The sequence below is a fragment of the Petrocella sp. FN5 genome, assembly GCF_029210395.1.
In the GTDB taxonomy this organism is placed as follows: Bacteria; Bacillota; Clostridia; order Lachnospirales; family Vallitaleaceae; genus Petrocella.
In genome coordinates this window covers 38065-60393 of the sequence record NZ_JARGDP010000010.1, presented here as the reverse complement: position 1 = coordinate 60393, position 22329 = coordinate 38065, and the positions used below count along the sequence as shown (strand labels likewise).

18 protein-coding genes are annotated in these 22329 nt (G+C 38.4%); 15 read left to right on the top strand and 3 right to left on the bottom strand.

From position 1 onward, the window contains the following. Positions 1 to 15: 15 nt before the first annotated feature. The 8 genes from P0N36_RS04740 to P0N36_RS04705 all read left to right on the top strand — a co-directional run bounded on the left by P0N36_RS04740 (position 16) and on the right by P0N36_RS04705 (position 8905). The gene (locus P0N36_RS04740; protein ID WP_275841686.1) at positions 16 to 1215 is read left to right on the top strand and encodes a saccharopine dehydrogenase family protein; all 1200 of its coding nucleotides are present in this window, start codon (positions 16 to 18) and stop codon (positions 1213 to 1215) included. A 1-nt stretch (position 1216) separates the two neighbouring features. Next, positions 1217 to 2386, top strand: coding sequence for a carboxynorspermidine decarboxylase (gene nspC, locus P0N36_RS04735; RefSeq protein WP_275841685.1), 1170 nt, complete (start codon positions 1217 to 1219; stop codon positions 2384 to 2386). A gap of 77 nt (positions 2387 to 2463) precedes the next feature. Further along, positions 2464 to 3480 carry a metal ABC transporter solute-binding protein, Zn/Mn family gene (locus P0N36_RS04730; RefSeq protein ID WP_275841684.1) on the top strand — a complete coding sequence of 339 codons (1017 nt, stop codon included), beginning with the start codon at positions 2464 to 2466 and terminating at the stop codon, positions 3478 to 3480. A gap of 10 nt (positions 3481 to 3490) precedes the next feature. Continuing rightward, positions 3491 to 4240, top strand: coding sequence for a metal ABC transporter ATP-binding protein (locus tag P0N36_RS04725; RefSeq protein ID WP_275841683.1), 750 nt, complete (start codon positions 3491 to 3493; stop codon positions 4238 to 4240). Continuing rightward, positions 4233 to 5072: a metal ABC transporter permease gene (locus tag P0N36_RS04720; RefSeq protein WP_275841682.1), complete on the top strand. Its 840-nt coding sequence runs from the start codon at positions 4233 to 4235 to the stop codon at positions 5070 to 5072. The genes P0N36_RS04725 and P0N36_RS04720 overlap by 8 nt, the downstream gene beginning before the upstream one ends. Before the next feature lie 19 nt (positions 5073 to 5091). Continuing rightward, a complete protein-coding gene (locus P0N36_RS04715; RefSeq protein WP_275841681.1) occupies positions 5092 to 6648 on the top strand; it encodes an ABC-F family ATP-binding cassette domain-containing protein in 1557 nt (518 codons plus the stop codon). A 167-nt stretch (positions 6649 to 6815) separates the two neighbouring features. Further along, positions 6816 to 7826 (top strand): fatty acid desaturase, encoded by a 1011-nt coding sequence (locus P0N36_RS04710; protein WP_275841680.1) that lies wholly within the window; start codon positions 6816 to 6818, stop codon positions 7824 to 7826. Positions 7827 to 7957: 131 nt separating this feature from the next. Next, a complete protein-coding gene (locus P0N36_RS04705; protein WP_275841679.1) occupies positions 7958 to 8905 on the top strand; it encodes an AEC family transporter in 948 nt (315 codons plus the stop codon). Positions 8906 to 8913: 8 nt separating this feature from the next. Here the strand turns inward: P0N36_RS04705 and P0N36_RS04700 are convergent, their stop codons facing one another. From P0N36_RS04700 to P0N36_RS04690, 3 genes are read right to left on the bottom strand one after another with little or no spacing between them, the layout of a single operon-like run. Next, a complete protein-coding gene (locus P0N36_RS04700; RefSeq protein WP_275841678.1) occupies positions 8914 to 11937 on the bottom strand; it encodes an efflux RND transporter permease subunit in 3024 nt (1007 codons plus the stop codon). Continuing rightward, positions 11930 to 13177: an efflux RND transporter periplasmic adaptor subunit gene (locus tag P0N36_RS04695; RefSeq protein ID WP_275841677.1), complete on the bottom strand. Its 1248-nt coding sequence runs from the start codon at positions 13175 to 13177 to the stop codon at positions 11930 to 11932. Before P0N36_RS04695 ends, P0N36_RS04700 begins: the two co-directional genes overlap by 8 nt. Positions 13178 to 13187: 10 nt before the next feature. Then, positions 13188 to 13751, bottom strand: a complete 564-nt coding sequence (locus P0N36_RS04690) for a TetR/AcrR family transcriptional regulator (protein ID WP_275841676.1) — start codon at positions 13749 to 13751, stop codon at positions 13188 to 13190. 138 nt (positions 13752 to 13889) lie between these two features. Between P0N36_RS04690 and P0N36_RS04685 the strand changes: the two genes are divergently transcribed. The 7 genes from P0N36_RS04685 to garD all read left to right on the top strand — a co-directional run bounded on the left by P0N36_RS04685 (position 13890) and on the right by garD (position 22288). Next, entirely contained in the window at positions 13890 to 15029 is a 1140-nt protein-coding gene (locus P0N36_RS04685; RefSeq protein WP_275841675.1) for a CdaR family transcriptional regulator, read from the top strand. 174 nt (positions 15030 to 15203) lie between these two features. After that, complete coding sequence (gene garR, locus P0N36_RS04680; RefSeq protein ID WP_275841700.1) at positions 15204 to 16112, top strand: 2-hydroxy-3-oxopropionate reductase; 909 nt, start codon at positions 15204 to 15206, stop codon at positions 16110 to 16112. Between the two features lie 42 nt (positions 16113 to 16154). Then, positions 16155 to 17492 (top strand): enolase C-terminal domain-like protein, encoded by a 1338-nt coding sequence (locus P0N36_RS04675; protein ID WP_275841674.1) that lies wholly within the window; start codon positions 16155 to 16157, stop codon positions 17490 to 17492. A 74-nt stretch (positions 17493 to 17566) separates the two neighbouring features. Further along, entirely contained in the window at positions 17567 to 18595 is a 1029-nt protein-coding gene (locus P0N36_RS04670) for a tripartite tricarboxylate transporter substrate-binding protein (RefSeq protein ID WP_275841673.1), read from the top strand. 126 nt (positions 18596 to 18721) lie between these two features. After that, complete coding sequence (locus P0N36_RS04665) at positions 18722 to 19132, top strand: tripartite tricarboxylate transporter TctB family protein (protein WP_275841672.1); 411 nt, start codon at positions 18722 to 18724, stop codon at positions 19130 to 19132. A gap of 50 nt (positions 19133 to 19182) precedes the next feature. Then, positions 19183 to 20673, top strand: coding sequence for a tripartite tricarboxylate transporter permease (locus P0N36_RS04660; protein ID WP_275841671.1), 1491 nt, complete (start codon positions 19183 to 19185; stop codon positions 20671 to 20673). 100 nt (positions 20674 to 20773) lie between these two features. Next, positions 20774 to 22288: a galactarate dehydratase gene (garD, locus tag P0N36_RS04655; protein WP_275841670.1), complete on the top strand. Its 1515-nt coding sequence runs from the start codon at positions 20774 to 20776 to the stop codon at positions 22286 to 22288. Positions 22289 to 22329 lie beyond the last annotated feature (41 nt).

Here is a 22329-nt window from a genome sequence, read left to right as displayed (position 1 = left end):
ACAGGAGGAAATAAAATGGGAAAAGTTCTAATAATTGGTGCCGGCGGTGTTGCCAATGTGGTTGTACATAAATGCTGTCAAAACCCTGAGGTTTTTGAAGAGATTTGTATAGCAAGCCGTACAAAATCAAAGTGTGACGGGATGAAAGCCCTTCTAGATGGCGGTAAAACAAAAATCACGACGGCACAAATAGATGCAGACGATACGGAAGCATTGATTAAGCTTATTAAGGCATATCAACCGGACATGGTCATTAACGTGGCCTTGCCCTATCAAGACTTAACCATCATGGATGCTTGTCTTGCAACAGGCGTCCACTATTTGGATACCGCCAATTATGAACCACTGGACATCCCCAAATTCGAATACAAATGGCAATGGGCATATAGAGAAAAATTTGAAAAAGCAGGTTTGACAGCCATATTAGGTAGCGGCTTTGACCCTGGGGTTACCGGTGTTTTTTCTGCATACGCTATGAAGCATTACTTTGACGAGATTCACACCATTGATATTTTGGATGCCAATGCTGGTGATCACGGCTATCCTTTTGCAACCAATTTTAATCCTGAGATTAACATTAGAGAAATCACAGCCAAAGGCAGATATTGGGAACAAGGGGAATGGGTTGAAACAGAACCTCTTGAAATCAAACGTGTCTATAACTTTCCTCAAATTGGGGATAAAGACATGTACCTTCTATACCATGAAGAGTTGGAATCTCTGGCCCAAAACATTAAAGGTCTTAAGAAAATTCGATTTTTCATGACTTTTTCAGAGAAATATATCACCCACTTAAATGTTCTTGAAAATGTAGGCATGACGTCTATAAAACCGATTATGTATGAAGGCATGGAGATTCAGCCTTTACAATTTTTAAAGGCCGTGTTACCGGATCCTGCCAGCTTAGGTCCACGAACAAAAGGTAAAACCAATATCGGTTGTATTTTCACAGGAATAAAAGACGGTCAACCTAAGACCTATTATGTTTATAATGTATGTGATCATGAGGCTTGCTTTGCAGAAGTCGGATCACAAGCCATATCCTATACAACTGGGGTACCGGCGATGATTGGAGCAAAGCTTTTGCTTGAAGGTAAATGGAAAAAGCCAGGGGTCTATAATGTCGAAGAAATGGATCCGGATCCGTTCATGGAGGAACTGAACAAGCAAGATCTTCCATGGGTAGAAGACTTTAACCCTACATTGGTGGATTAATATGGATGAGAACAAAGATATAAACAAAGACATCCATATAAATATCGATTTTAATCAGGTTCCGACACCTTGTTATGTAGTAGATGAACGTTTGCTTCAGAAAAATCTGGATCTACTTGCCAAAGTACAAGAGGAGACAGGGTGTAAGATACTTTTAGCACTAAAGGGATTTTCTATGTATGCAACTTTCCCACAGATTGGGAAAGTACTTGCGGGTATAACATCCAGCGCATTAAATGAGGCTCGGTTAGGCCATGAAGAAATGGGCAAAGAGGTGCATATCTATGCACCGGCATATAAGGAAAAGGAAATGGATGAAATCCTATCCATTTGTGATCACATTGTATTTAATTCCTTTGATCAGTGGCGTCGTTATAAAGATAAAGTTATGTCTGTTAACCACAAAAAAATTGAATGTGGTATTCGTATTAATCCTGAATACTCTGAGATCAAAACACCTATCTATGATCCTTGCTATATCGGTTCAAGATTAGGTGTGACAGTATCCCAGTTTAAACCGGATCAATTAGAAGGTATCGATGGTCTTCATTTTCATACCATGTGTGAACAAAACTCAGACACTTTAGAGCGCACCATGGAAGTGGTTGAAGCCAAGTTTGGCAAGTATTTTCATCAAATGAAATGGATTAATTTTGGTGGCGGTCATCATATTACCAGAGCGGATTATGATGTAGATCGCTTGATTAAGGTTGTAAATAGAATTAAGTCTGCTTATGATGTTCAAGTCTATCTTGAGCCAGGAGAAGCCATTGCTTTAAATACCGGTTTTTTAGTAACGGAAGTGATGGACCTTATAAATAATCAGATGGATTTGGCTATTATTGATGCTTCAGCGGCATGTCATATGCCGGATGTCATCGAGATGCCTTATCGTCCGGAAATCATAGGCGCCAAGAAACCAGGTGAATTGCCTTATACATATCGCTTAGGTGGATTAACCTGTTTGGCCGGAGATATTGTTGGTGATTATGCTTTCGATAAACCCTTAGAAATCGGAGATCGTTTGGTCTTTACAGATATGGCTCATTACACCATGGTCAAGAACAATACTTTTAATGGCGTGAATCTACCGTCGATTGCTGTGGCCAATGATGAAGGTATCAGGGTTCTTAAAGATTTTGGATATGAAGATTATAAAAGAAGATTATAATAATGGATTGACATTTCATTATCCTATGGTATCATTAAATACAAATGCAAATGATTTGCAACAAGGAGGATGTTGAAATGAAAATTATTAAATTACTTATACTATTAAGTCTATTCACTTTATTAATTGCTGGCTGTGGACCTAAAGAAACGGAATCAGATATCAAAAATGAAACTAATGAACCAGCAGAAGTAAGGGAGGAAGTAGCAGTTGTTTTAGAGCCAATCAAGGTATCTGTACCCATAGGACCCATAGGTGACTTTGTTGAGCAAGTGGGTGGTGACCTTGTATCTGTCAATGTCTTATTACCACCAGGTTCCAGTGAAAGCAATTATCAGCCTTCCCCAAAAGAAATGAATGCACTTGCTGAATCCCAGGTTTACTTTAGCATTGGTATGGGTTCGGAAGTGGCCAACATATTGCCTAATATGACAGCGTTAAATGAAAATCTAAAAGTGGTTCATTTGGATGAAGTGGTGGATTTGGTTTATCCGGCTATGTATTTTGAAGATTATGAAGATAATCATATACATGAAGAAAACCATGACCACGACCATGACCACGAAGATGAACACGAGGACGAAGAGGACCATGAACATAGTCATGAAGGTAGAGACCCTCATATGTGGATGTCACCCAAACGCGTTGTAGTTATGATAGAAGCCATAAGAGATGAACTCATAGCCCTTGATTCTGACAGTATTCAGATTTTTGAAGAAAATGCTAAAGCGTATATTCAAGAACTAACAGCTTTAGATGAGCAGATTCTGGGATTCATGACAACAGTATCAAACAAGAAATTTATAATTATGCACCCATCTCTGGGCTATTTTGCGGATGACTATGACCTTGAAATGGTTGCCATTGAAGAAGATGGGAAAGCAACGACAGCCAGACGCTTAGGTGAAATCATTGAATTTGCTAAAGCAAATGATATTAAAGTTGTATTGTATCAAAAAGAATTTGACAATCAACAAGCGAAAACATTAGCGGATGAAATCGGTGGTAGTACCATGGTTTTTGAGCCATTATCAAAAGACTATTTAGGTAGTCTAAAAAGTCTTATTGATGTTTTTGAAGCAGTATTAAAATAGAGGTGACAGTATGTCAGGCATACACATTCATAATTTGGAAGTTAGGTATGACCAAGTAACAGCTTTAAAAGACGTTACTTTTGATATCAAAGAAAATGAGTTTTTAGGTATTATTGGACCTAATGGCGGTGGCAAGACAACCTTGGTCAAAGCTATACTAGGTCTTATAGAGCCTGCTGTGGGAACAATAACTGTAGACCATCAGGATGTGATTGGCTATGTTCCACAGATGACCACCTTTGACCGTCAATTCCCGATTACAGTCTTAGAAGTCATCTTGATGGGGCATCTGCCAAGAACCATCAAGATCGGACATCGATTTAATGAGCATGATAAAAACCATGCTATGATGGTGATGAAACGCTTAAAGATTGAGCATCTAAGTAAGCGACAGATTGGTCAGCTTTCCGGTGGGCAAATGCAAAGGGTGCTTATTGCGAGAGCCCTTATGAACCATCCGAATATTCTGATTTTGGATGAACCGACAGCCAGTGTAGATGAAAAGACCAAAGAGAGCATCTACAGAATGCTGAAAGAACTAAATAAAAATATGACGGTGATTATGATTACCCATGATACAGCGCTTATGTGGCCATATCTAGATAGAGTTATCTATATCAATAAAACCGTTCATCTTCATGATCAGGCTAAAGAGGGTAAAACGGCGGAAGCCATGGATACATGCCCTATCGATTGGTTTGTTGAAGGTGAAAAAATACAAAAGGAATTACTGATTGGAAAAGGAGTAAAAAATGATTGAAGCCATACTCAAATACAATTATATGCAAAACGCATTAATGGCAGCAATCTTAACCAGCTTAATCTGCGGTATCATGGGAACAATTATTGTTGAAAAGCGTTTGGTCAGCATGAGCGGTGGCATTGCTCATGCTTCTTTTGGTGGCATTGGCTTGGGTTATTTCCTGGCTATTGAACCGATCATTGGTGGGCTACTTTTTGCCACCATAACTTCGGTTAGTGTTGGTGTCATACAAAGAAAAACAAAAAACAACGCAGACACCATCGTGAGTATGTTTTGGTCAGGGGGAATGGCACTTGGTATTTTCTTTGTAGCGCTAACACCAGGTTATCCCCCAGACATGACATCTTATCTTTTTGGAGATATTTTAGCTGTTAATCAAACCTATATTCGACTCATGATTATATTAACATTAATCATTCTATTTATAATCTTACCTTTGTTTAATTATTGGAAGCTCTATCTTTTTGATGAAGAGTATGCTAAAATAATGGGCGTTAAGGTGATTTTACTGGAGACGGTACTATATGTATTAATTGCCTTAAGCATTGTTATATTAATCAAGGTAGTAGGTGTCATATTATCTTTGGCCTTATTAACCATACCCCCAACCATAGCAAAACTATTCACCTATCAACTTAAATGGATGATGGGTTTGTCCGTTTTATTCGGGATCATCTTTAGTTTGATGGGGTTAAGTCTTTCATATTACGTCAATATTCCATCTGGAGCGACGATTATACTGGTAGCAATCGGCGGCTATTTTTTGGCGGTAATTACAAAAATAATGTGGCATAAACGCAAACATCCAAAAGAGGATGTAATGCTGTAAATAGAAATAGGAGTAAGCAATGAGTATATTAACAGTGGAAAATGTCAGCCATGATTTTGGTGGCAGAAAAATATTAGAAGACGCATCATTTAGACTCTTAAAAGGTGAACATGTAGGACTTGTGGGTGCCAACGGTGAAGGGAAATCAACTTTTCTTAACATCATCACTGGGAAACTTATGCCAGATGAAGGTAAGATTGAATGGTGTAAACGGATTACAACCGGTTATTTAGATCAGCATACTCTACTTGAAAAAGGTCAAACCATTAGAGATGTTTTGCGTATGGCCTTCAAACATATGTATGAAATGGAAGAGGAAATGTTGTCTATTTATGAAAAGATGGGTGATGCTTCTGAAGATGAACTGGTTGAAATGATGGAAGATGTTTCGGAAATCCAACATGACTTGGAGCATCATGGCTTCTATATAATAGACTCTAAGATTGAATCCATAGCCAACGGCCTGGGCCTTGGTAATATAGGACTTGATAAATTAGTAGACGAATTAAGCGGTGGACAACGGACAAAAGTCTTATTAACGAAATTGTTGCTTGAAGCACCTATGATTCTCATACTGGATGAGCCTACTAACTATCTGGATGTAGAGCACATTGAATGGCTAAAAAATTATTTAATCAACTACGAGAACGCATTTATTCTTGTTTCTCATGATGTGCCTTTTATGAATGCGGTTACTAACATTATATACCACGTTGAAGGTGCTGATTTGACAAGATACGTTGGCGACTATGAGAATTTTATTCGTATGTATGATTTGAAAAAACGTCAAGTTGAACAGGCCTATGATAAACAACAAAAAGAAATCAAAAAATTGGAGGATTTTGTTGCAAGAAATAAAGCCAGAGTAGCCACATCCAATATGGCCAAGTCCCGTCAGAAGAAGTTGGATAAAATGGATATGATCGAGTTGGTTAAAGAAAAAGTAAAGCCTAATTTTGGTTTCAAGGACACTAGAGCTTCAAGTAAGTTCGTTATTGAGGCTCAAGATTTGATAATCGGCTATGATGCGCCCCTAACTTCTCCTCTAAATATACAATTAGAACGAGGACAGAAGATTGCCATCAAGGGGGTCAATGGACTGGGTAAATCCACTTTACTAAAAACGCTACTGGGCAAACTAAAGCCTGTTGGAGGTAAAGTGATTCTTGGAGATTATTTGTCAGCTGGTTATTTTGAACAAGAGGCCATAAGAGATACGGATAACACCGCTCTTGAGGAAATATGGTCAAGCTATCCGTCGATGACCAATGCAGAAGTAAGAGCCGCATTAGCCAGATGTGGTTTAACCACAGAGCATATAACCAGTAAAATGATGGTGCTAAGCGGTGGTGAAAACGCTAAGGTAAGGTTATGTAAGCTTATGTTGGAAGAATTGAACTGGTTAGTTCTTGATGAGCCAACCAACCATTTGGATGTGGATGCAAAAGCCTCTCTTAAGCAAGCTTTAATAGATTTTAAAGGCACTATTATCTTGGTGAGTCATGAACCTGAATTTTATCAAGATTGGGTAACAGACGTTTGGAATGTTGAAGACTGGACAACGAAGGTCGTATAAAGAATAAATAAATCTCCCGGTGATGATAACACATCATGGGAGATTTTTATTTCTAAAGGGAAAGAATCTTAAGAACAGCTCGACATTGATAATCGTTTGCAATACAATAATATATAGTATATAATACTATGTATACCATTGAATGTATGACCATAAAGGAGATTATTATGTCAAGAAAAGAATGGAATATTTATCTAAAAGACTATGCGAAAGCAGACCATAAAAAAGTGATTTTACAGATGTTGAATACCGTCTTACCTTACATCTTGATTTTAGTTAGCATATTCTATCTGGCGAGTCAGGGTACAAAATTTATCATCTTATTCCCAATGAGCATCGTTGCTTCTGCGCTAATGGTTCGAACCTTTATTTTTTTTCATGATTGCACCCATCAATCCTATATAGGCAATAGCAAAGGGAATCAAGGCTTAGGTAATTTTTTGGGTATACTGGTTTTTACGCCCTATGAAGCATGGAAAAAAGAACACAATATTCATCACGGAACGGTAGGTAACTTAGATGAAAAAGGTGTTGGTGACATATGGACCATGACCTCTAAAGAATATGAAGCTGCATCAAAGTTTGATAAAATGATCTACAGGATCTTTAGAAATCCGGCTTTTCTTTTTACCATAGCACCGATATTTCTTTTTACGGTGTTACAAAGAATTCCAAAAAAAACAGCTACGAAAAAAGAAAGAAAAAACTATGTTCTAGTCAATAGCATTCTTCTTGTTTATGCGCTTACCCTTTCTTTTCTTTTTGGATGGCAAGTTTTTATCACTTACCAGCTGTTAATTTTAGGGATGGCCGCTTCAGTAGGGGTATGGCTATTTTATGTTCAGCATCAATTTGAAGAAGTATACTGGGCAGGCAAAGAAGACTGGGATTTGGTGGATGCTGCTTTGGAAGGTAGCTCATATTACAAGCTGCCTGCAATTTTAGAGTGGATTAGTGGTTATATTGGATATCACCATATTCATCATTTGAATGCAAGAATACCAAACTATAATCTAAAAGCCTGTTATAAATCAAACGTCAAACTTCAAGGCAACAAGACCGTCCGCTTTATCGAGAGCTTTAAGTTGGCTTTCTTGTTTATCTATAATGAAAATGAAAAACGAATGATGTCTTATAAGACCTATAAGAGTTACAAAGCTCAAAATAATCCGGCATAGCAGATATATGTTATGAATTAATAATGGCCTGTATATGCTGTACATAATATAAACGATTTTTGAGGCAGAAAAGACATGTCTTTAAGTGCCATATCCTATATAATAAAAACATTAGGATAAAGGAGAAGGATATGTTAGAAAATTTTATTTTTAGCTTGACCAGTGCCATACCTATTTTTATGGTTATGATTGTAGGCTATTATCTAAAAAAAAGAAAGCTGGTTGATGAGAACTTTGTAAAAATGGCCAATAAGTTGGTCTTCAATGTTGCATTACCCATAAAATTATTTAGTGATGTGTTTAAAACATCATTGAATCAGTATCTAGACCTTAAATTCATTATCTTTATACTTACCGGAACAGTTCTTAGCGTTGTTTTGGTCTGGATTCTGGTTCAGGGGTTCATCAAAGATAAGGCAAAACTAGGTGCTTTTCTTCATGGTTCCTTCAGGGGTAATTTCCTATATATTGGCTTATCTCTTATGGAGAATGTGACAGGGTCTATTGGTTTGAAGGCACCTTTGGCCATAGCTTTTATTATTCCGACCTATAATATTTTGGCGGTTATCATCTTAACACTAACCTGTAGCCATAAGGATTTGTCAAAAAATACATGGGGGGTTATAAAAAATATCATAAAAAATCCTTTAATCATTGCGGTATTAGTAGGTATACTTGCATCTAGAATTGAACTCACTTTGCCTCTTGTGGCGTCAAGGACTATGGGTTACTTTGAAGTGCTGGCCACCCCTCTTGCCCTAATCACCATAGGGGCTTCCTTTAGCTTTGAAAAATTGACAGCAAACCTAAAAGTATCCTTGTTGGCCAGCTTGTTTAAGTTGGTGATCATACCAGCTTTTGCTGTTGCTGCGGCGTTAATGATTGGTTTTTCGAATGAGGATATTTTATTGATTTATATTATTTTTGGTGTTCCAACAGCCACAGTTTCTTATATTATGACGGTAGCCATGTATGGTGATCGGGATTTGTCCTCGAACATTATTATGACCTCAACGATTTTGTCCAATGTTACCATGACTTTATTCATTTTTGCATTTAAAACAATGGGCATCCTATAAGTAAATTATTATTTATCAGTCTTTACCCTGTGCCCGGGGATTATTATGGTATACATAAGAGGTATGAAAATTAGTGTTAATAGGGTGGATACCAGTAGGCCAAAAACCAGTGCTACTGCCATAGGTTTAAACAACTCACTATTGGACAGTAATAAAGGTATTAGTCCGGAAATGGTAGTGATAGTAGAAAGCACAATAGGGCGTAAACGAATGCCAGAGGCCTCTTTTGCAGCTTCTTCTATGCTATTTCCTTCTCTACATTTAATGTTAATATAATCAATCAATACAATAGCGTTATTGACAACGATACCGATTAAACTAATAATACCAATAAGCCCTGTAAAAGAGATGGGCTGATTCATAAGAAACAGTCCGAAAAGTGCACCTGCAGAGGATAAAGGTACGGTAATCAGCACAATAAAGGGTTGTCGCATATCTTTGAACTGGAATAATAGAATCAGGTAAATGGCAAAAACTGCAAATACAGCAGCACTGCCTGCACTTCCAAAATTCTCCTTAATCAATTCAGCTTCACCATCAAAACTATAAGTTACATTTTTAAAATCTACATTTGAAAGCTTTAGGTATAGGTCTTCAAGAATGAGAGCCCTCTGATAACCTAGATAGATATCGCTATATAAGGAGATGGAATATTCACCCTTATATTTTTTTATAGTGGGTTGTTTTTCAACCAACTCAATAGTTCCAATGTCTTTTAATAAATATTTATGACCACTTACACTGGATTTTATCATAAGGTTTTCAATATCACCAAGTTGTCTACCATTACCTCTAAGGCGAATATCGTATTCTTTCCCCCCACTTCTATATGTGGAAGCTTCCCGTCCCCTTAGGGCGATACTAACCTCATTGAGAACATCGTATTTTAATAGTCCTAAATAGGAGAGTTCATTTTGATTCAATTTGATTTCATATTCTAGTTTTTTTCCATCATAGTCAGTTCGAACATTTTTGGTGCCTTCAATACTTTCTAGTAATGATTTCACTTCAGAAACAGTATCATAGATTGTATCAAAATCACTGCCGGTAAAGCGAAGCGCAATCGGCGCTTCACTGGGAAAAGCATTTTCTAGCTCTTTAACTGTGGCTTTGCCGCCTAAAAGTCGTTCATCGATTTTTGATTGAAGGTATTCAGCGTATGGCGTATTTTTGGTATAAGGGGTTTGACTAAGGTCCACTCGAAACATAATCTGGGCGTTTTGAGGCAGTTGGGTATAGATGTTCATGGCTGTGAAGAACTTGGGTATGCCACCACCAATGGCTGTGGTGTAGGAGATAACCCCTTTTTCATTAGCTAATAGGGCCTCTACTTGATCGGAAATGGTTTCTGTTGTTTCCAAATCAATAATTTTTTCGGAGACGATATCTACATACATAATATTCTTATCTGCTTTTGGGAAAAAAATAACTTCCAAGAAGAGCAGTGTGCTCCCTAGCAGAGCAATGATAGCAATAACACTTAGGACACTTAAGATTTTATGGTGCATCATACGGTCTAACATCTTATACCCGAATCTTGAATGGGCATGTTCTTTTCTGTTTTTGCTGGGCTTAAAAAACATATAAGCCAGTACCGGTGTTACAAATACCGCAATAATAAAGGAGGATATTAAAGCTATAATCACCACCAAAGGTAATCCGAGTATATAATCACCTACAATGGAGTTCAAAAATAATAAGGGTGAAAGGGTTGCAATGGTGGTTAAGGTAGAAGTGAAAATGGGTATGAGGACTTCTTTTGCACCAGTTTCACAGGCCATCAGTCTATCCATACCTTCGTCCAATTTATTCTGAATTGAATCACTTACAACGATTGCATTGTCAACAAGCATACCAAGTGCAACGATTAAAGCAATAATGGACACTTGATGAATGGGTGTGTCTACAATAGGCATAACAATAAAGGTCATAATGATGGCAAGTGGGATAGCCGTTGATACGATGATGGCATTTCTAAAGCCCATACCAATAAAGACAACCAGTATGACCAGGATAATACCTTGTAGTAGGTTCAGCATAAACTCATTTAAGGATATATTAACATCCTCCGGTTGAAAGATGACTTCATTAAATATTAAATCCTCAGGCATGTCCTTCTTAATGGCTTCAATCGTAGCTCGAACATCTTTACCAATAATTAATACATTTTCATCTTGTTTAAAGTAACCACTAAGCAAAATGGCATTTTGGCCATTGTCTTTATAGCGAATCTCATTTTCCCGCTCAACCATATCAACGCTTGCTATATCTTTAAGACGAAGAACAGAGTAATCTACATCCGACATACCGATGACGATATTTTCTATTTCAGTCAATGATTCGAAGGAACCGGTTATATTTAGAGCGATTTTACTGGATTCGTTTTCTATAAGGCCGGAGGGTATTTCTAGATTTTGACTTCTAAGAAGTTCCACTAAGTCCTGATAAGACAGACCAAGACGGTTGAATTGCCTATAATCGACAGTCACTTGGACCTCACGAGCAATCTCACCCATGAGTTCAAAACGTGTAACCCCTTGAATATCTGCTAGGCGCTTTATAATCAGTTCACCGTATTCGCCAAGTTCCTCATAAGTATAATCACCACCGGATAAAGCAATAATGAGACCGGTGGTCTCAGCTAAATTGGTTGCAACTTGAATATCATGACATTCAGGTGGCAAATCAGACTGTAATTGCTGCATTTTTGTACCTAAATCTGCCCAAACTTTATCAATATCTTTACCATACTCAATTTGGAGGACAATGGTAGAGACGCTGTTGTTTGAGTAAGAGATACTGAAACTATAGCCTTCAATGGTTTTGATTTCCTTTTCTATTTTACTTGTAACAAGGTTATCCACATTTTCTTGAGAAGCACCGGGATAAATCGTTGTAATAATTGCAACAAAGGGTGTGACGTTTGGTGACGCCTGTTTTGGCATATGATAATAGCTGTATATGCCAAGTAGTATGATAAGCAGAATAAAAAGAAGCAAAATTTTACGATTAACAATAACCGATTTAATCATCGTCTTTCACCTCATTTACAACTGAAATGATTGTTCCATCCTTAATTTTTTTTATATTTTGAAGAATCAATGCATCACCCACATCCAAGCCGGATACCATGATGTGATCATCTAGTATTTCTTCAATAATGATGTTCTTGCGACGTGCCTCATGGACCACTTGAATATAAACGTATGTCTCTCCATCTACGATAACGGATTCTATTGGAATCAATATACCTTCTTTTTGGCCAACTATAATCTCACATTCAACAATCTCACCCATAAGAAAATCTTGCTCATTTAGTGATACCTCTAGTTGGTAGAGGTGGGTGGTCAAATCAGGGATATTGGATTTTCTAGAAACCACGCCATCCATTGTTTTTGTATTTTTTAAAATACGGACATTGTCGCCTAGTTCAATTTTGGCGTAGTCTTCCTGGGTAATCCCAAGGGCTACGACGGCTCCATCTTTTCGAATGTGAATCACCGGTTGGCCTGCAGGAACTAAAGTGTTAACTTCATAGGGCAGACTGACCACGGTACCGGTAATTGAAGATATAAGGGATGCATCTTCAATTAAGGCTGCTTTTTGATCATACATGATTTTGGCTTGTTGGTACCGGCTATAGTATAGATCCAACAGTGATGGATCCGTTCCTTCCATGACAGTTATATAAGCTTGATTGGCGGTCTCATAATCATTTTGTGCCATTGTTGTGTCAAGAACCACTTGATCATAATCCTTTTTTGATAAAATACCTTCATCATAAAGTAGCTTCATTTCACCTAAGGTATTTAATTTAAAGTCATAGACTTCTTTAGCTTTTTTAAGTGCCAGACCTGCTTGTTCAACCTCTTGAGGTGTTGGGCCTTTTTTTGCCAGCTGATACTGAGCATAAGCGCCTTCCATGGCTTGCCTAGCCCCATCAAGCTCATAAGTGATATCGACAGTATCAAGCGTAATCAATGTTTCACCTGCTTCTATAAGGTCACCTTCTTTAACATGGATTGTCTTTATCTTACCAGGACTTTTAAAGCTTAATGATTGTATGCCATCGGATTGAACGGCGCCAATGTAGGATAGAACTTCCTCATATATGGTTATTTCTATGGGCATAATGGTAACAGGAATAATGGATTCAGTTTCTTCAACCATTTTCTTTAACTTGGTTTGATTTCTTTGTACAACAATAATAGCAATAATGGAGGCGATTACGGCAAAAACAATAAGCACCTTCGTTATTTTTTTCCACTTCATGGTACGCCTCCTATTCGCAGATACCTTTTAATAAATAACCATATGCAGTTTTACTTTTTTCTACAAAACGTTCACCTGTATAACCTAACCGGATAAATTCTGTACTAATGCCGCGCAAACAATTAAAGAGTAATTCAACATCAATATCAGCTCTTAGATGACTACGTTCTCTCACTAACTCAAATAGTTCAGCTAGAAGCCATCGCATTTCATTAATCTGATTCTCAATACGTGGTCCGTTTCCGGGAAATTCTATTAAGACTTCTTTTAAGTATTTTCCGTGTAAGTTGGAAAAGGTCAGAAGAAAGGTATCGATTAAGTCTTCAATCATAATGGTATCAGCTTCTGTTTTCAATCGTTTTTTTAGATGATGTTGTACTTCATCCATATCTCTATAGATAACGCTCAAAACGGCTTCTTTTTTTGAACCAATAATCTTATAAAGTGTATTCTTAGCAAGGCCGGAAGCCATAGCCAACTGATCCATACTCCATCCCTTGACGCCTTTTTCATTTAATAGTGTCTTTGTATTGTCCAGTATTAACTCAAATATATGCTCATTATTGTATTTCAAACCATCACCTCTTTATACTAATATAGTATATTCGGTATAAAAAAGCAAGAGAGATACAAGTTAATTTGGATTTGACAAAATAATAAATCCTCTATACAATAAAGCCATTAGAGTGGTTTTTGAAAGAAGGTATATTTTATGTCCATCCTAGAACCGGCACTGGCACAAAAATTTATTGAAAAAACAGCTAAAAATCTTGAGTTCAACATTAATATTATGAACGATCAAGGCATTATCATAGCAAGTAAAGACGCTTCTCGTATTGGTGATTTTCATGAAGTTGCATCGAGTATGTTAAACGGCACTTTAGATACCGGGGTGGTGGATGAGAATCAAAAGTTCCTCGGCACCAAACCGGGTGTAAACATGTTTATAGATTACAAGAACAAACATGTAGGTGTCATCTGTGTAACGGGTAATCCGGAGAATGTTAAGGCGTTTGCCGGTTTGGTAAAAACATCCATGGAGGCCATGCTTGAGTATGAGCTTCAGATGGAAGGGGAGCGTCGAAGGAAAAATAAGGCAGAACAGTTTTTATATTACTTACTGTTTAATGAGACGGTGGACTTTGCTGTTGCAAGTAAAATGGCAGAAGGTTTAGAGTTGAAAAAAGACATCCTTAGAGTATGTATATTGATCAAGTATGATGCCCAGTATCAGCCAAGAAAGATGATTGAGGCACTTACAAAAGCGGAAGGTCATTCTTATCAAGATATTATTACAGTAGCCAGAAACGATGATATCATTCTATTTAAGGCTTTAAGTGGCGACTTACAAGTGTCTATTCAAGAATATAAAGAATTGCTGGATGGGTATATATTGTCTTTTATTAAAAAGTTACCGGAAGGCTATCAAAAGGATAAGATTTGCTTTTTTGTTGGTTCCTTGCAGATGGACATTAATCATTTTAAAGAGTCATTTGTTCATGCTCAAGAGTTGGGTCTTCGAATTAAAGCAGACAAGGGTACCTATTATTTTAATGAGCATGTTCTGGATTACTATAGAAGTCTTGCGACAATCAAAGCCTATGACAATGCCTTTAATATCTACGATATGTTACTTTCAGATGATGATCAGATGCAACTGGTTGAGATTGTAGATGCTTTGTATAAGAACAATTATAATGTTGTCTATACCGCTAAAGACCTTTTTATTCATAGAAATACTTTGCTCTTTAGGCTGAACAAGCTAAAGGGGCTACTGAATATAGATCCTGTTGCCAATGCAAGTGACCGAGAGTTTTTAAATGAATTGGCCTATTATTTTAAACACAAATAACCCCCCCAAAAAAAAATTGTAATCTTACTAGGCATAATAGACGAAATAATTTAAAATGAGACCGATATTTGTACATACCATACAAGTATTGGTCTCATTTTAATATAGGAAGGACATGTTCATTCATGTTGACCCACGTTATAATGATATTAGTCAAAAAAAGAACCCTTAATAATTGGAAATAGGAGGCACAAGATGAAAGTAGGATTTATTGGACTTGGCATCATGGGTAAACCCATGAGCAAGAACTTAATTAAAGCGGGACATGAACTGGTGGTTTGTGATTTTAATAAGACTGCTGTAGATGAGATTGTATCTCTTGGGGCGTCATCTGCAGAGAATGGCGCAGAGGTAGCAAAAGTGTGTGATGTCATTATAACCATGTTACCAAATTCACCTCACGTTAGAAGTGTGGCACTAGGAGAAAACGGCATCATGGAAGCGGCAAAATCAGGTACAGTCGTGATTGACATGAGTTCCATTGATCCGGTTGAGAGTAAAGCAATTGGTGATGCACTGGCGACAATTGGTGTAGATATGTTGGATGCACCTGTAAGTGGTGGTGAACCCAAGGCTATTGACGGCACACTATCCGTTATGGTAGGTGGTAAAAAAGAAACCTTTGATCGTTTCTATGATTTATTAATGACCATGGCAGGTTCAGCCGTCTATGTTGGTGAACTTGGATCCGGTAATATTACAAAGCTGGCCAATCAGATTATCGTAGCCCTTAACATCTCAGCTGTATCAGAAGCTTTGACTTTTGCTAGTAAAGCGGGGGCAAGTCCGGAGCTGGTTTATCAAGCCATTCGTGGTGGATTAGCAGGATCTACAGTACTGGATGCTAAGGCACCTATGATGTTAGATCGTAATTTTAACCCGGGCTTTAAGATAGAATTACATATCAAAGATCTAACAAATGCTTTAAATGCCAGCCATGCAGTTGGGGCAGCCGTACCACTCACAGCTCAAGTCATGGAAATGATGCAAGTACTTAAGATTGATGGCTTTGAGAAAGAAGATCATTGTAGCCTATTGAAGTATTATGAGAAGTTAACCAACGTTGAGATTAAAAGAGCTTAAGTAAGATTAGATTATTAATCTAGGATTGAAAGGAAGTATAAGATGACGCCAACAATTGTGAAAATGGATGTTTACCCTGTTGCAGGTAAAGATTGCATGTTATTAAATCTTAGCGGTGCACATGCACCTTATTTTACCAGGAATATTGTCATACTGTCAGACAGCAATGGCGATACAGGCCTTGGAGAAGTACCGGGTGGAGAGAAAATTACCAAGGCACTAGAAAAGATCAAAGAACTGGTCGTCGGTACCAGTATCGGTGATTATAAGAATACGCTTCTTAAGGTTCAAAAAGCTATGCAAGGTGACAAAGAAGATGTAAGGGGTCAACAGACCTTTGATCTTAGAACAGGTGTACACGTTGTAACAGCTATTGAAGCCCCTTTACTGGACTTGCTAGGCAAACACTTGGGTGTTCCTGTGGCTTCACTTCTTGGTGAGGGTATGCAAAGAGATAAGGTAAGAATGCTGGGCTATCTATTTTATGTAGCCAATCGAAAAAAGACAGATTTACCCTATGACAGCAATCCTGATAGCGATTGTGATTGGTACCGTTTACGCCATGAAGAAGCCATGACACCGGAGGGTATTGTTGCTCTGGCTAAAGCATCCAAAGAGAAATATGGCTTTTCAGATTTTAAGTTAAAAGGCGGCGTACTTGAAGGTAAAGAAGAGATTAAGGCGGTAAGAGCTTTAAAGGAAGCTTTTCCAGAAGCTAGGATTACTTTAGATCCTAATGGTGGTTGGTTACTCCAGGATGCTATAGAGCTTTGTAAGGACCTACATGGTGTATTAACTTATTGTGAAGATCCCTGTGGCGCAGAAGGGGTATTTTCAGGTAGAGAAATCTTGGCAGAATTTAGAAGAGCAACAGGCCTGCCGACAGCTACCAATATGATTGCCACAGATTGGCGGGAAATGACCCATTCCATGGCCTTACAGTCCGTGGACATACCACTGGCAGACCCACATTTTTGGACCATGTCCGGATCGGTTCGTGTTGGTCAGATGTGTCATGATTTTGGTTTGACTTGGGGTTGCCATTCGAACAATCATTTTGATATCTCATTAGCTATGGTGGCACATTCAGCAGCAGCTGTACCGGGTAACATAAATGCCATAGATACCCACTGGATATGGCAGGAGGGTGCCGAGAGACTTACGAAAGCGCCAATGGAAATCATAGATGGCTGTATAGAAATCTCAGCAAAGCCAGGACTTGGCGTTGAGGTGGATATGGATCAAGTCAAGCGTGCCCATGAAGTCTACATAGCCAATTGTCTTGGCGGTAGAGATGATAGTATCGGTATGCAATACCTTATACCGGGATGGCAATTTGACCCCAAGAAACCTTGTTTGGTTCGACAAGTAGTAGAATGAAGCAAATTAAAGCACCTATAACTTGAAATGATTCAAGTTTATAATAGGAATATGATTGAAAAAGGAGAAGAGAAATGAAAAAAGTATTGGTACTGTTTATGGTGGTGTTATTAGCAGCAACAAGTTTGGCGGGATGTAAAAAAGAAGAAACAACGACCTTTGATGGGAAAAATGTAAGAGTCGTCATCGGTTCCACATCAACAACAGGGGATTCGTATATGATTGCTGACATGGCCATGCGTTATTTGTCAAAAGCCCTTAATGCAAACACAAAAGTAGATGCTGTTGGGGCAGGACCTGCATTTGAGACATTGGCTAAAGCAGATCCGGATGGCAACACAATTATGATGTTCCATGATATGACCTATCTTGGCATATCCTTTGGCGCCTTTGATGAGCAATATGGTCTTGAGAATATGGTGATTGGTCCCCGTATCGGACTGAACCCTGGTGGATGTTTTGCGGCATCGGCAGATGCGCCTTATGATGATATGAAAGAAATGGCGGACTACTTAGCAGCCAATCCAGACGAAATCGTACGTGCAGCAGTTGAAGCCGGCGGTGTATCTCATATCGGTTTTATATCTTACTATGAATGGGTTGTAGAAGCTTATGGTCAAGATGTGGCCGATCGAATTGTCGTCGTAGTCGGTGGGTCCACAGCTGAAAAATCTCAAATGCTTTGGGATGGCAACACCGATATTATTTTTGCTGACTATTCTTCTTTACTTCAATATACTGAGGAAGGTGTCGAAGACCAACTTAAGATGAAGTTTGTAGCTTTACTAGATAAGATTGATGGAACGGATATCCCTACTTTTGCAGATCTTGGTGTAACTTTAAACGGCGCGCCATTTGCCTTTTCAAAAGAGTTTATCATCTATCTTCCAAAAGAAACACCTCAAGCTTTTGTAGATGAACTGGATCAAGCTGCTCTTGAGATTTCAAAAGACCAAGCCTTTATTGATGATATGGCAAAACAGAAGTACAAGGTGGCATATTTACCATCAGCAGATACAAAAACACATATTATGGCTAAAAGAGATTCATTAGATGCTTTAATTAAGGCAGCACCTTCTCTTGATGTATTAACTGTACAATAAGGTGACTGTGATTTAAAATAATGATAAAAGACTTATGAGGGTAGAATGTACATCCTTCTACCCTCATTATTCCTTTAGATAACACTTAGAAAAGATCTTAAGTAACATATAGAAGGAGCTTAAACAATGTCAGACTTATTTAGAATTAAAATTGTTTACTCACAATCCCATACCATAGGACCCAAAATTATTTTCGGCATATTGATTATTTTTTCTATAATTCTGTTGATTCAAGCAATTATGAAAGCGAAGAAAGAGAACCGTCCCTTATTGAGTTTGAAGCACAAACATTTTTTTATTGAAAATTATGATCGAGTGAAGCTACTTGGAACAGGCATACTCTTGATTTTATATATCATGACCATGAACCTTTTAGGTTTTATTCCGGCCGGTATCTTATTTATTTCTTTGTTCAACGTGCTTTACAAAGGCAGTCGAGAAATAAAATCGATTCTTATATCCATAGGTATCGCCACTATTGAAACGATGTTGATATGGTTCATATTCGGTTACATGTTCGGCGTTACTTTACCATAAAGGTTGAGAGGTCAAATTTATATTGATTTGAACTCATTTAGAAAGGGAAGATGATAGAGATGATAGAGTTTGGTATTTTAGAAGGTGTCATAGCACTCCTTGGTGTGGTTATAGGGATCATATTTGGTGCCCTACCGGGTATGACAGCAACAATGGCCATTGCAATATTTTTGCCTTTGACCTATGCTTATGACTTAACAACATCGGTATATTTATTATTAGGATTGTATGTTGGTGGTATCAGCGGTGGTCTTGTACCTGCGATTCTCATGAATATACCAGGGACACCATCATCGGTTACAACGGGTTTTGACGGACATCCCATGGCAATGAAGGGTGAAGGGGTAAGAGCACTTAGAATAGGGATTACAGCGTCTTTGTTCGGTGGTATACTCAGCTTAGTGGTATTAGCCTTATTCACGCCGGTATTGGCACGACTTGCCATTAAGTTCTCCGCAGTTGAAAAATTCTTAATTATACTTTTTGCCATGACGGTTATTGCTGCATTATCCAAAGGAAAAATGACCAAAGGTATATTTACTGGGTTTTTAGGTGTTTTTATATCTTTAATGGGGGTCTTTCCGGACAATCAAACACTTAGATTGGTGCCATCGATGTTCTCTATGGAACTGCGAGATGGATTCCAACTCCTACCCGTACTGATTGGACTTTTTGCTTTTTCCCAGCTATTCCAAGAAGCTGAAAAAGGGATGAAGCAAACCATGATGCATACGGATATACTAAAAGGAGATCAGTCCAAAAAGTTTTCATTTAAAGATTTTAAAGGACAATTTATCAATATGCTAAGATCCGGTTCTATTGGTACTTTTATGGGTATTTTACCTGGCATTGGTGGTAGTGCCGCTTCCTTGTTGGCCTATTCTCAGTGTAAAACCTTTTCAAAAGACCCTGAAAAATTAGGTACAGGCGCTGTTGAGGGTTTGGTTGCCAGTGAGTCGGCTAATAATGGTCTAACCGGTGGTGCCTTAGTGCCGCTCTTGTCTCTTGGGATTCCAGGTGACAGTACAACAGCCGTTTTAATTGGTGCCTTTATCCTCCAAGGCATACAAGTTGGGCCTTTATTCATAACGCAGAATCCTGTGATATGGAACACCATATTATTTGCCTTATTGATTGCCAATATTTTCATGTTCATTGTTATGTTCTACCCCATTAAATACATCGCTAAGATAATTAATATACCCAAAAACAAACTGTATCCTGGCATTGTTTTGCTATGTGTCGTTGGCGCTTTTTCAACCAGAAGTGGGAATATGGTGGATGTATTTACCTTGGTCATCTTTGGACTTGTAGGTTATATATTTTCTAAGTTGGATTTACCGGTTACAACTTTCTTAATTGGTTTTATCTTAGGACGTGATCTTGAGAAATACTTCATTGATTCTCTAAAAGGATCAGGTGGTCATTTAAGTGTCTTTTTCTCAAGACCGATTGGATTGGCTGTTTGGGTTCTTATTCTTGCCTCCTTAGCCTATGCTTTTTATGACAATAGAAAACATCATAAAGAAACACGAGTATAGAGTGGTTATTACACAATCTTAGAGTTCAGTCATGAAATAAGTAGAGAAAGATCTTAAGAAGAATACAAATGTGAGTGGCAAAAATATAGAGGAGATCAATATGAGTAAAAAGCCATTATTAATAAGAGTGAATCCCATGGATAATGTGGAAATTGTCGTAGATGAAGCGGGTATTAAAGCCGGTACAATCCTATCGGAAGATTTAACCGCAGGTGAAGACATACCTCAAGGCCATAAAATAGCCCTTCAAAATATTGAAGTGGGTGACACCATCATACGATATGGTGAGGTCATAGGTTATGCCAAGTCAACCATACAAAAAGGCAGTTGGATTGATGAAACCATGGTGGTGCTTCCGGCAGCCAAGCCACTTGAAGAACTGTCCGTAGCCACCAAAGTGCCCAAGCCCCTGCCTGTACTGGAAGGTCAAACCTTCCTAGGCTATAGAAACAAGGATGGTCGTGTGGGTACCAAAAATATGCTCGGCATTACGACCAGTGTTCAATGTGTTGAAGGTGTACTTAATATTGCCGTTGAACAAATAAAAAGCCTATTGCCAAATTACCCCAATGTGGACGGCATTATGCCGATTAATCATAATTATGGTTGTGGGGTAGCCATTAATGCACCGGAGGCAATTATACCCATTAGAACCCTTAGGAATCTATCCACACACCCCAACTTTGGTGGTGAGATGTTGATGGTAAGTTTGGGATGTGAGAAGCTTATGCCGGAGCGATTGTTTTCGGATATCATACCTGAAAATTTGGTGATGTTACAAGATGAGATGGGCTTTATGCCTATGGTTGAAGCCATCGTTTTTAAGGCAAAGGTCATCTTAGAGCGTTTGAACAAAAGGGTTCGAGAAGTATGTCCTGTATCGGACTTGGTTATAGGGTTACAATGCGGCGGTAGTGATTCTTTTTCAGGCGTAACCTCTAATCCGGCGGTTGGCCACACAGCAGATCTACTGGTTCGAGCCGGTGCTACCGTACTTTTTTCTGAGGTATCCGAAGTCCGAGACGGTGTGCACTTATTAACCCCTAGAGCCATCAATCAAGAAGTAGGAGACAAACTCAAAAAAGAAATGGCATGGTATGATGATTATCTAGCCAGAGGTTGTGTGGATCGTGATGCCAACCCCACACCCGGCAATAAAAAAGGCGGCTTGGCCAATATTGTAGAAAAATCTCTAGGTTCAATAGCAAAATCAGGATCATCAGCGATTGTTGAAGTCTTGTCACCGGGTGAGAAAGCCACAAAAAAAGGCCTTGTTTATGCCGCAACACCGGCCAGTGATTTTGTATGTGGCACATGTCAGCTTGCCTCAGGTATCACGTTGCAAGTATTTACAACAGGCAGAGGCACCCCTTATGGACTTGCTATGGCACCGGTCATAAAGGTTGCCAGTCGCAACGCGTTGGCAGACAGATGGCGTGATCTTATTGATATCAATGCCGGAAAGATTGCTACTGGAGAAGCGACCATAGAGTCGGTCGGACAGGAAATCTATGATATGATCTTAGACGTTGCCAGTGGTAAAAAGCAGACCTGGGCAGACCGTTGGGGCATAGAAAATGCTATTTGTCTTTTTAACCCGGCCCCTGTAACCTAAAGTATAGGTGAATAGGCATCATTAACAGAGCCATACAATCA

Excerpts from the sequence above, each read along its gene's own strand:
- P0N36_RS04715 (WP_275841681.1), top strand. The coding sequence starts at position 5,092 with ATGAGTATATTAACAGTGGAAAATGTCAGCCATGATTTTGGTGGCAGA.
- garD (WP_275841670.1), top strand. The coding sequence starts at position 20,774 with ATGAGTAAAAAGCCATTATTAATAAGAGTGAATCCCATGGATAATGTG.
- nspC (WP_275841685.1), top strand. The coding sequence starts at position 1,217 with ATGGATGAGAACAAAGATATAAACAAAGACATCCATATAAATATCGAT.
- P0N36_RS04665 (WP_275841672.1), top strand. The coding sequence starts at position 18,722 with ATGTCAGACTTATTTAGAATTAAAATTGTTTACTCACAATCCCATACC.
- P0N36_RS04705 (WP_275841679.1), top strand. The coding sequence starts at position 7,958 with ATGTTAGAAAATTTTATTTTTAGCTTGACCAGTGCCATACCTATTTTT.
- P0N36_RS04725 (WP_275841683.1), top strand. The coding sequence starts at position 3,491 with ATGTCAGGCATACACATTCATAATTTGGAAGTTAGGTATGACCAAGTA.
- P0N36_RS04660 (WP_275841671.1), top strand. The coding sequence starts at position 19,183 with ATGATAGAGATGATAGAGTTTGGTATTTTAGAAGGTGTCATAGCACTC.
- P0N36_RS04670 (WP_275841673.1), top strand. The coding sequence starts at position 17,567 with ATGAAAAAAGTATTGGTACTGTTTATGGTGGTGTTATTAGCAGCAACA.
- P0N36_RS04695 (WP_275841677.1), bottom strand. The coding sequence starts at position 13,177 with ATGAAGTGGAAAAAAATAACGAAGGTGCTTATTGTTTTTGCCGTAATC.
- P0N36_RS04700 (WP_275841678.1), bottom strand. The coding sequence starts at position 11,937 with ATGATTAAATCGGTTATTGTTAATCGTAAAATTTTGCTTCTTTTTATT.
- P0N36_RS04675 (WP_275841674.1), top strand. The coding sequence starts at position 16,155 with ATGACGCCAACAATTGTGAAAATGGATGTTTACCCTGTTGCAGGTAAA.
- P0N36_RS04720 (WP_275841682.1), top strand. The coding sequence starts at position 4,233 with ATGATTGAAGCCATACTCAAATACAATTATATGCAAAACGCATTAATG.
- P0N36_RS04685 (WP_275841675.1), top strand. The coding sequence starts at position 13,890 with ATGTCCATCCTAGAACCGGCACTGGCACAAAAATTTATTGAAAAAACA.
- P0N36_RS04730 (WP_275841684.1), top strand. The coding sequence starts at position 2,464 with ATGAAAATTATTAAATTACTTATACTATTAAGTCTATTCACTTTATTA.
- P0N36_RS04740 (WP_275841686.1), top strand. The coding sequence starts at position 16 with ATGGGAAAAGTTCTAATAATTGGTGCCGGCGGTGTTGCCAATGTGGTT.
- P0N36_RS04710 (WP_275841680.1), top strand. The coding sequence starts at position 6,816 with ATGTCAAGAAAAGAATGGAATATTTATCTAAAAGACTATGCGAAAGCA.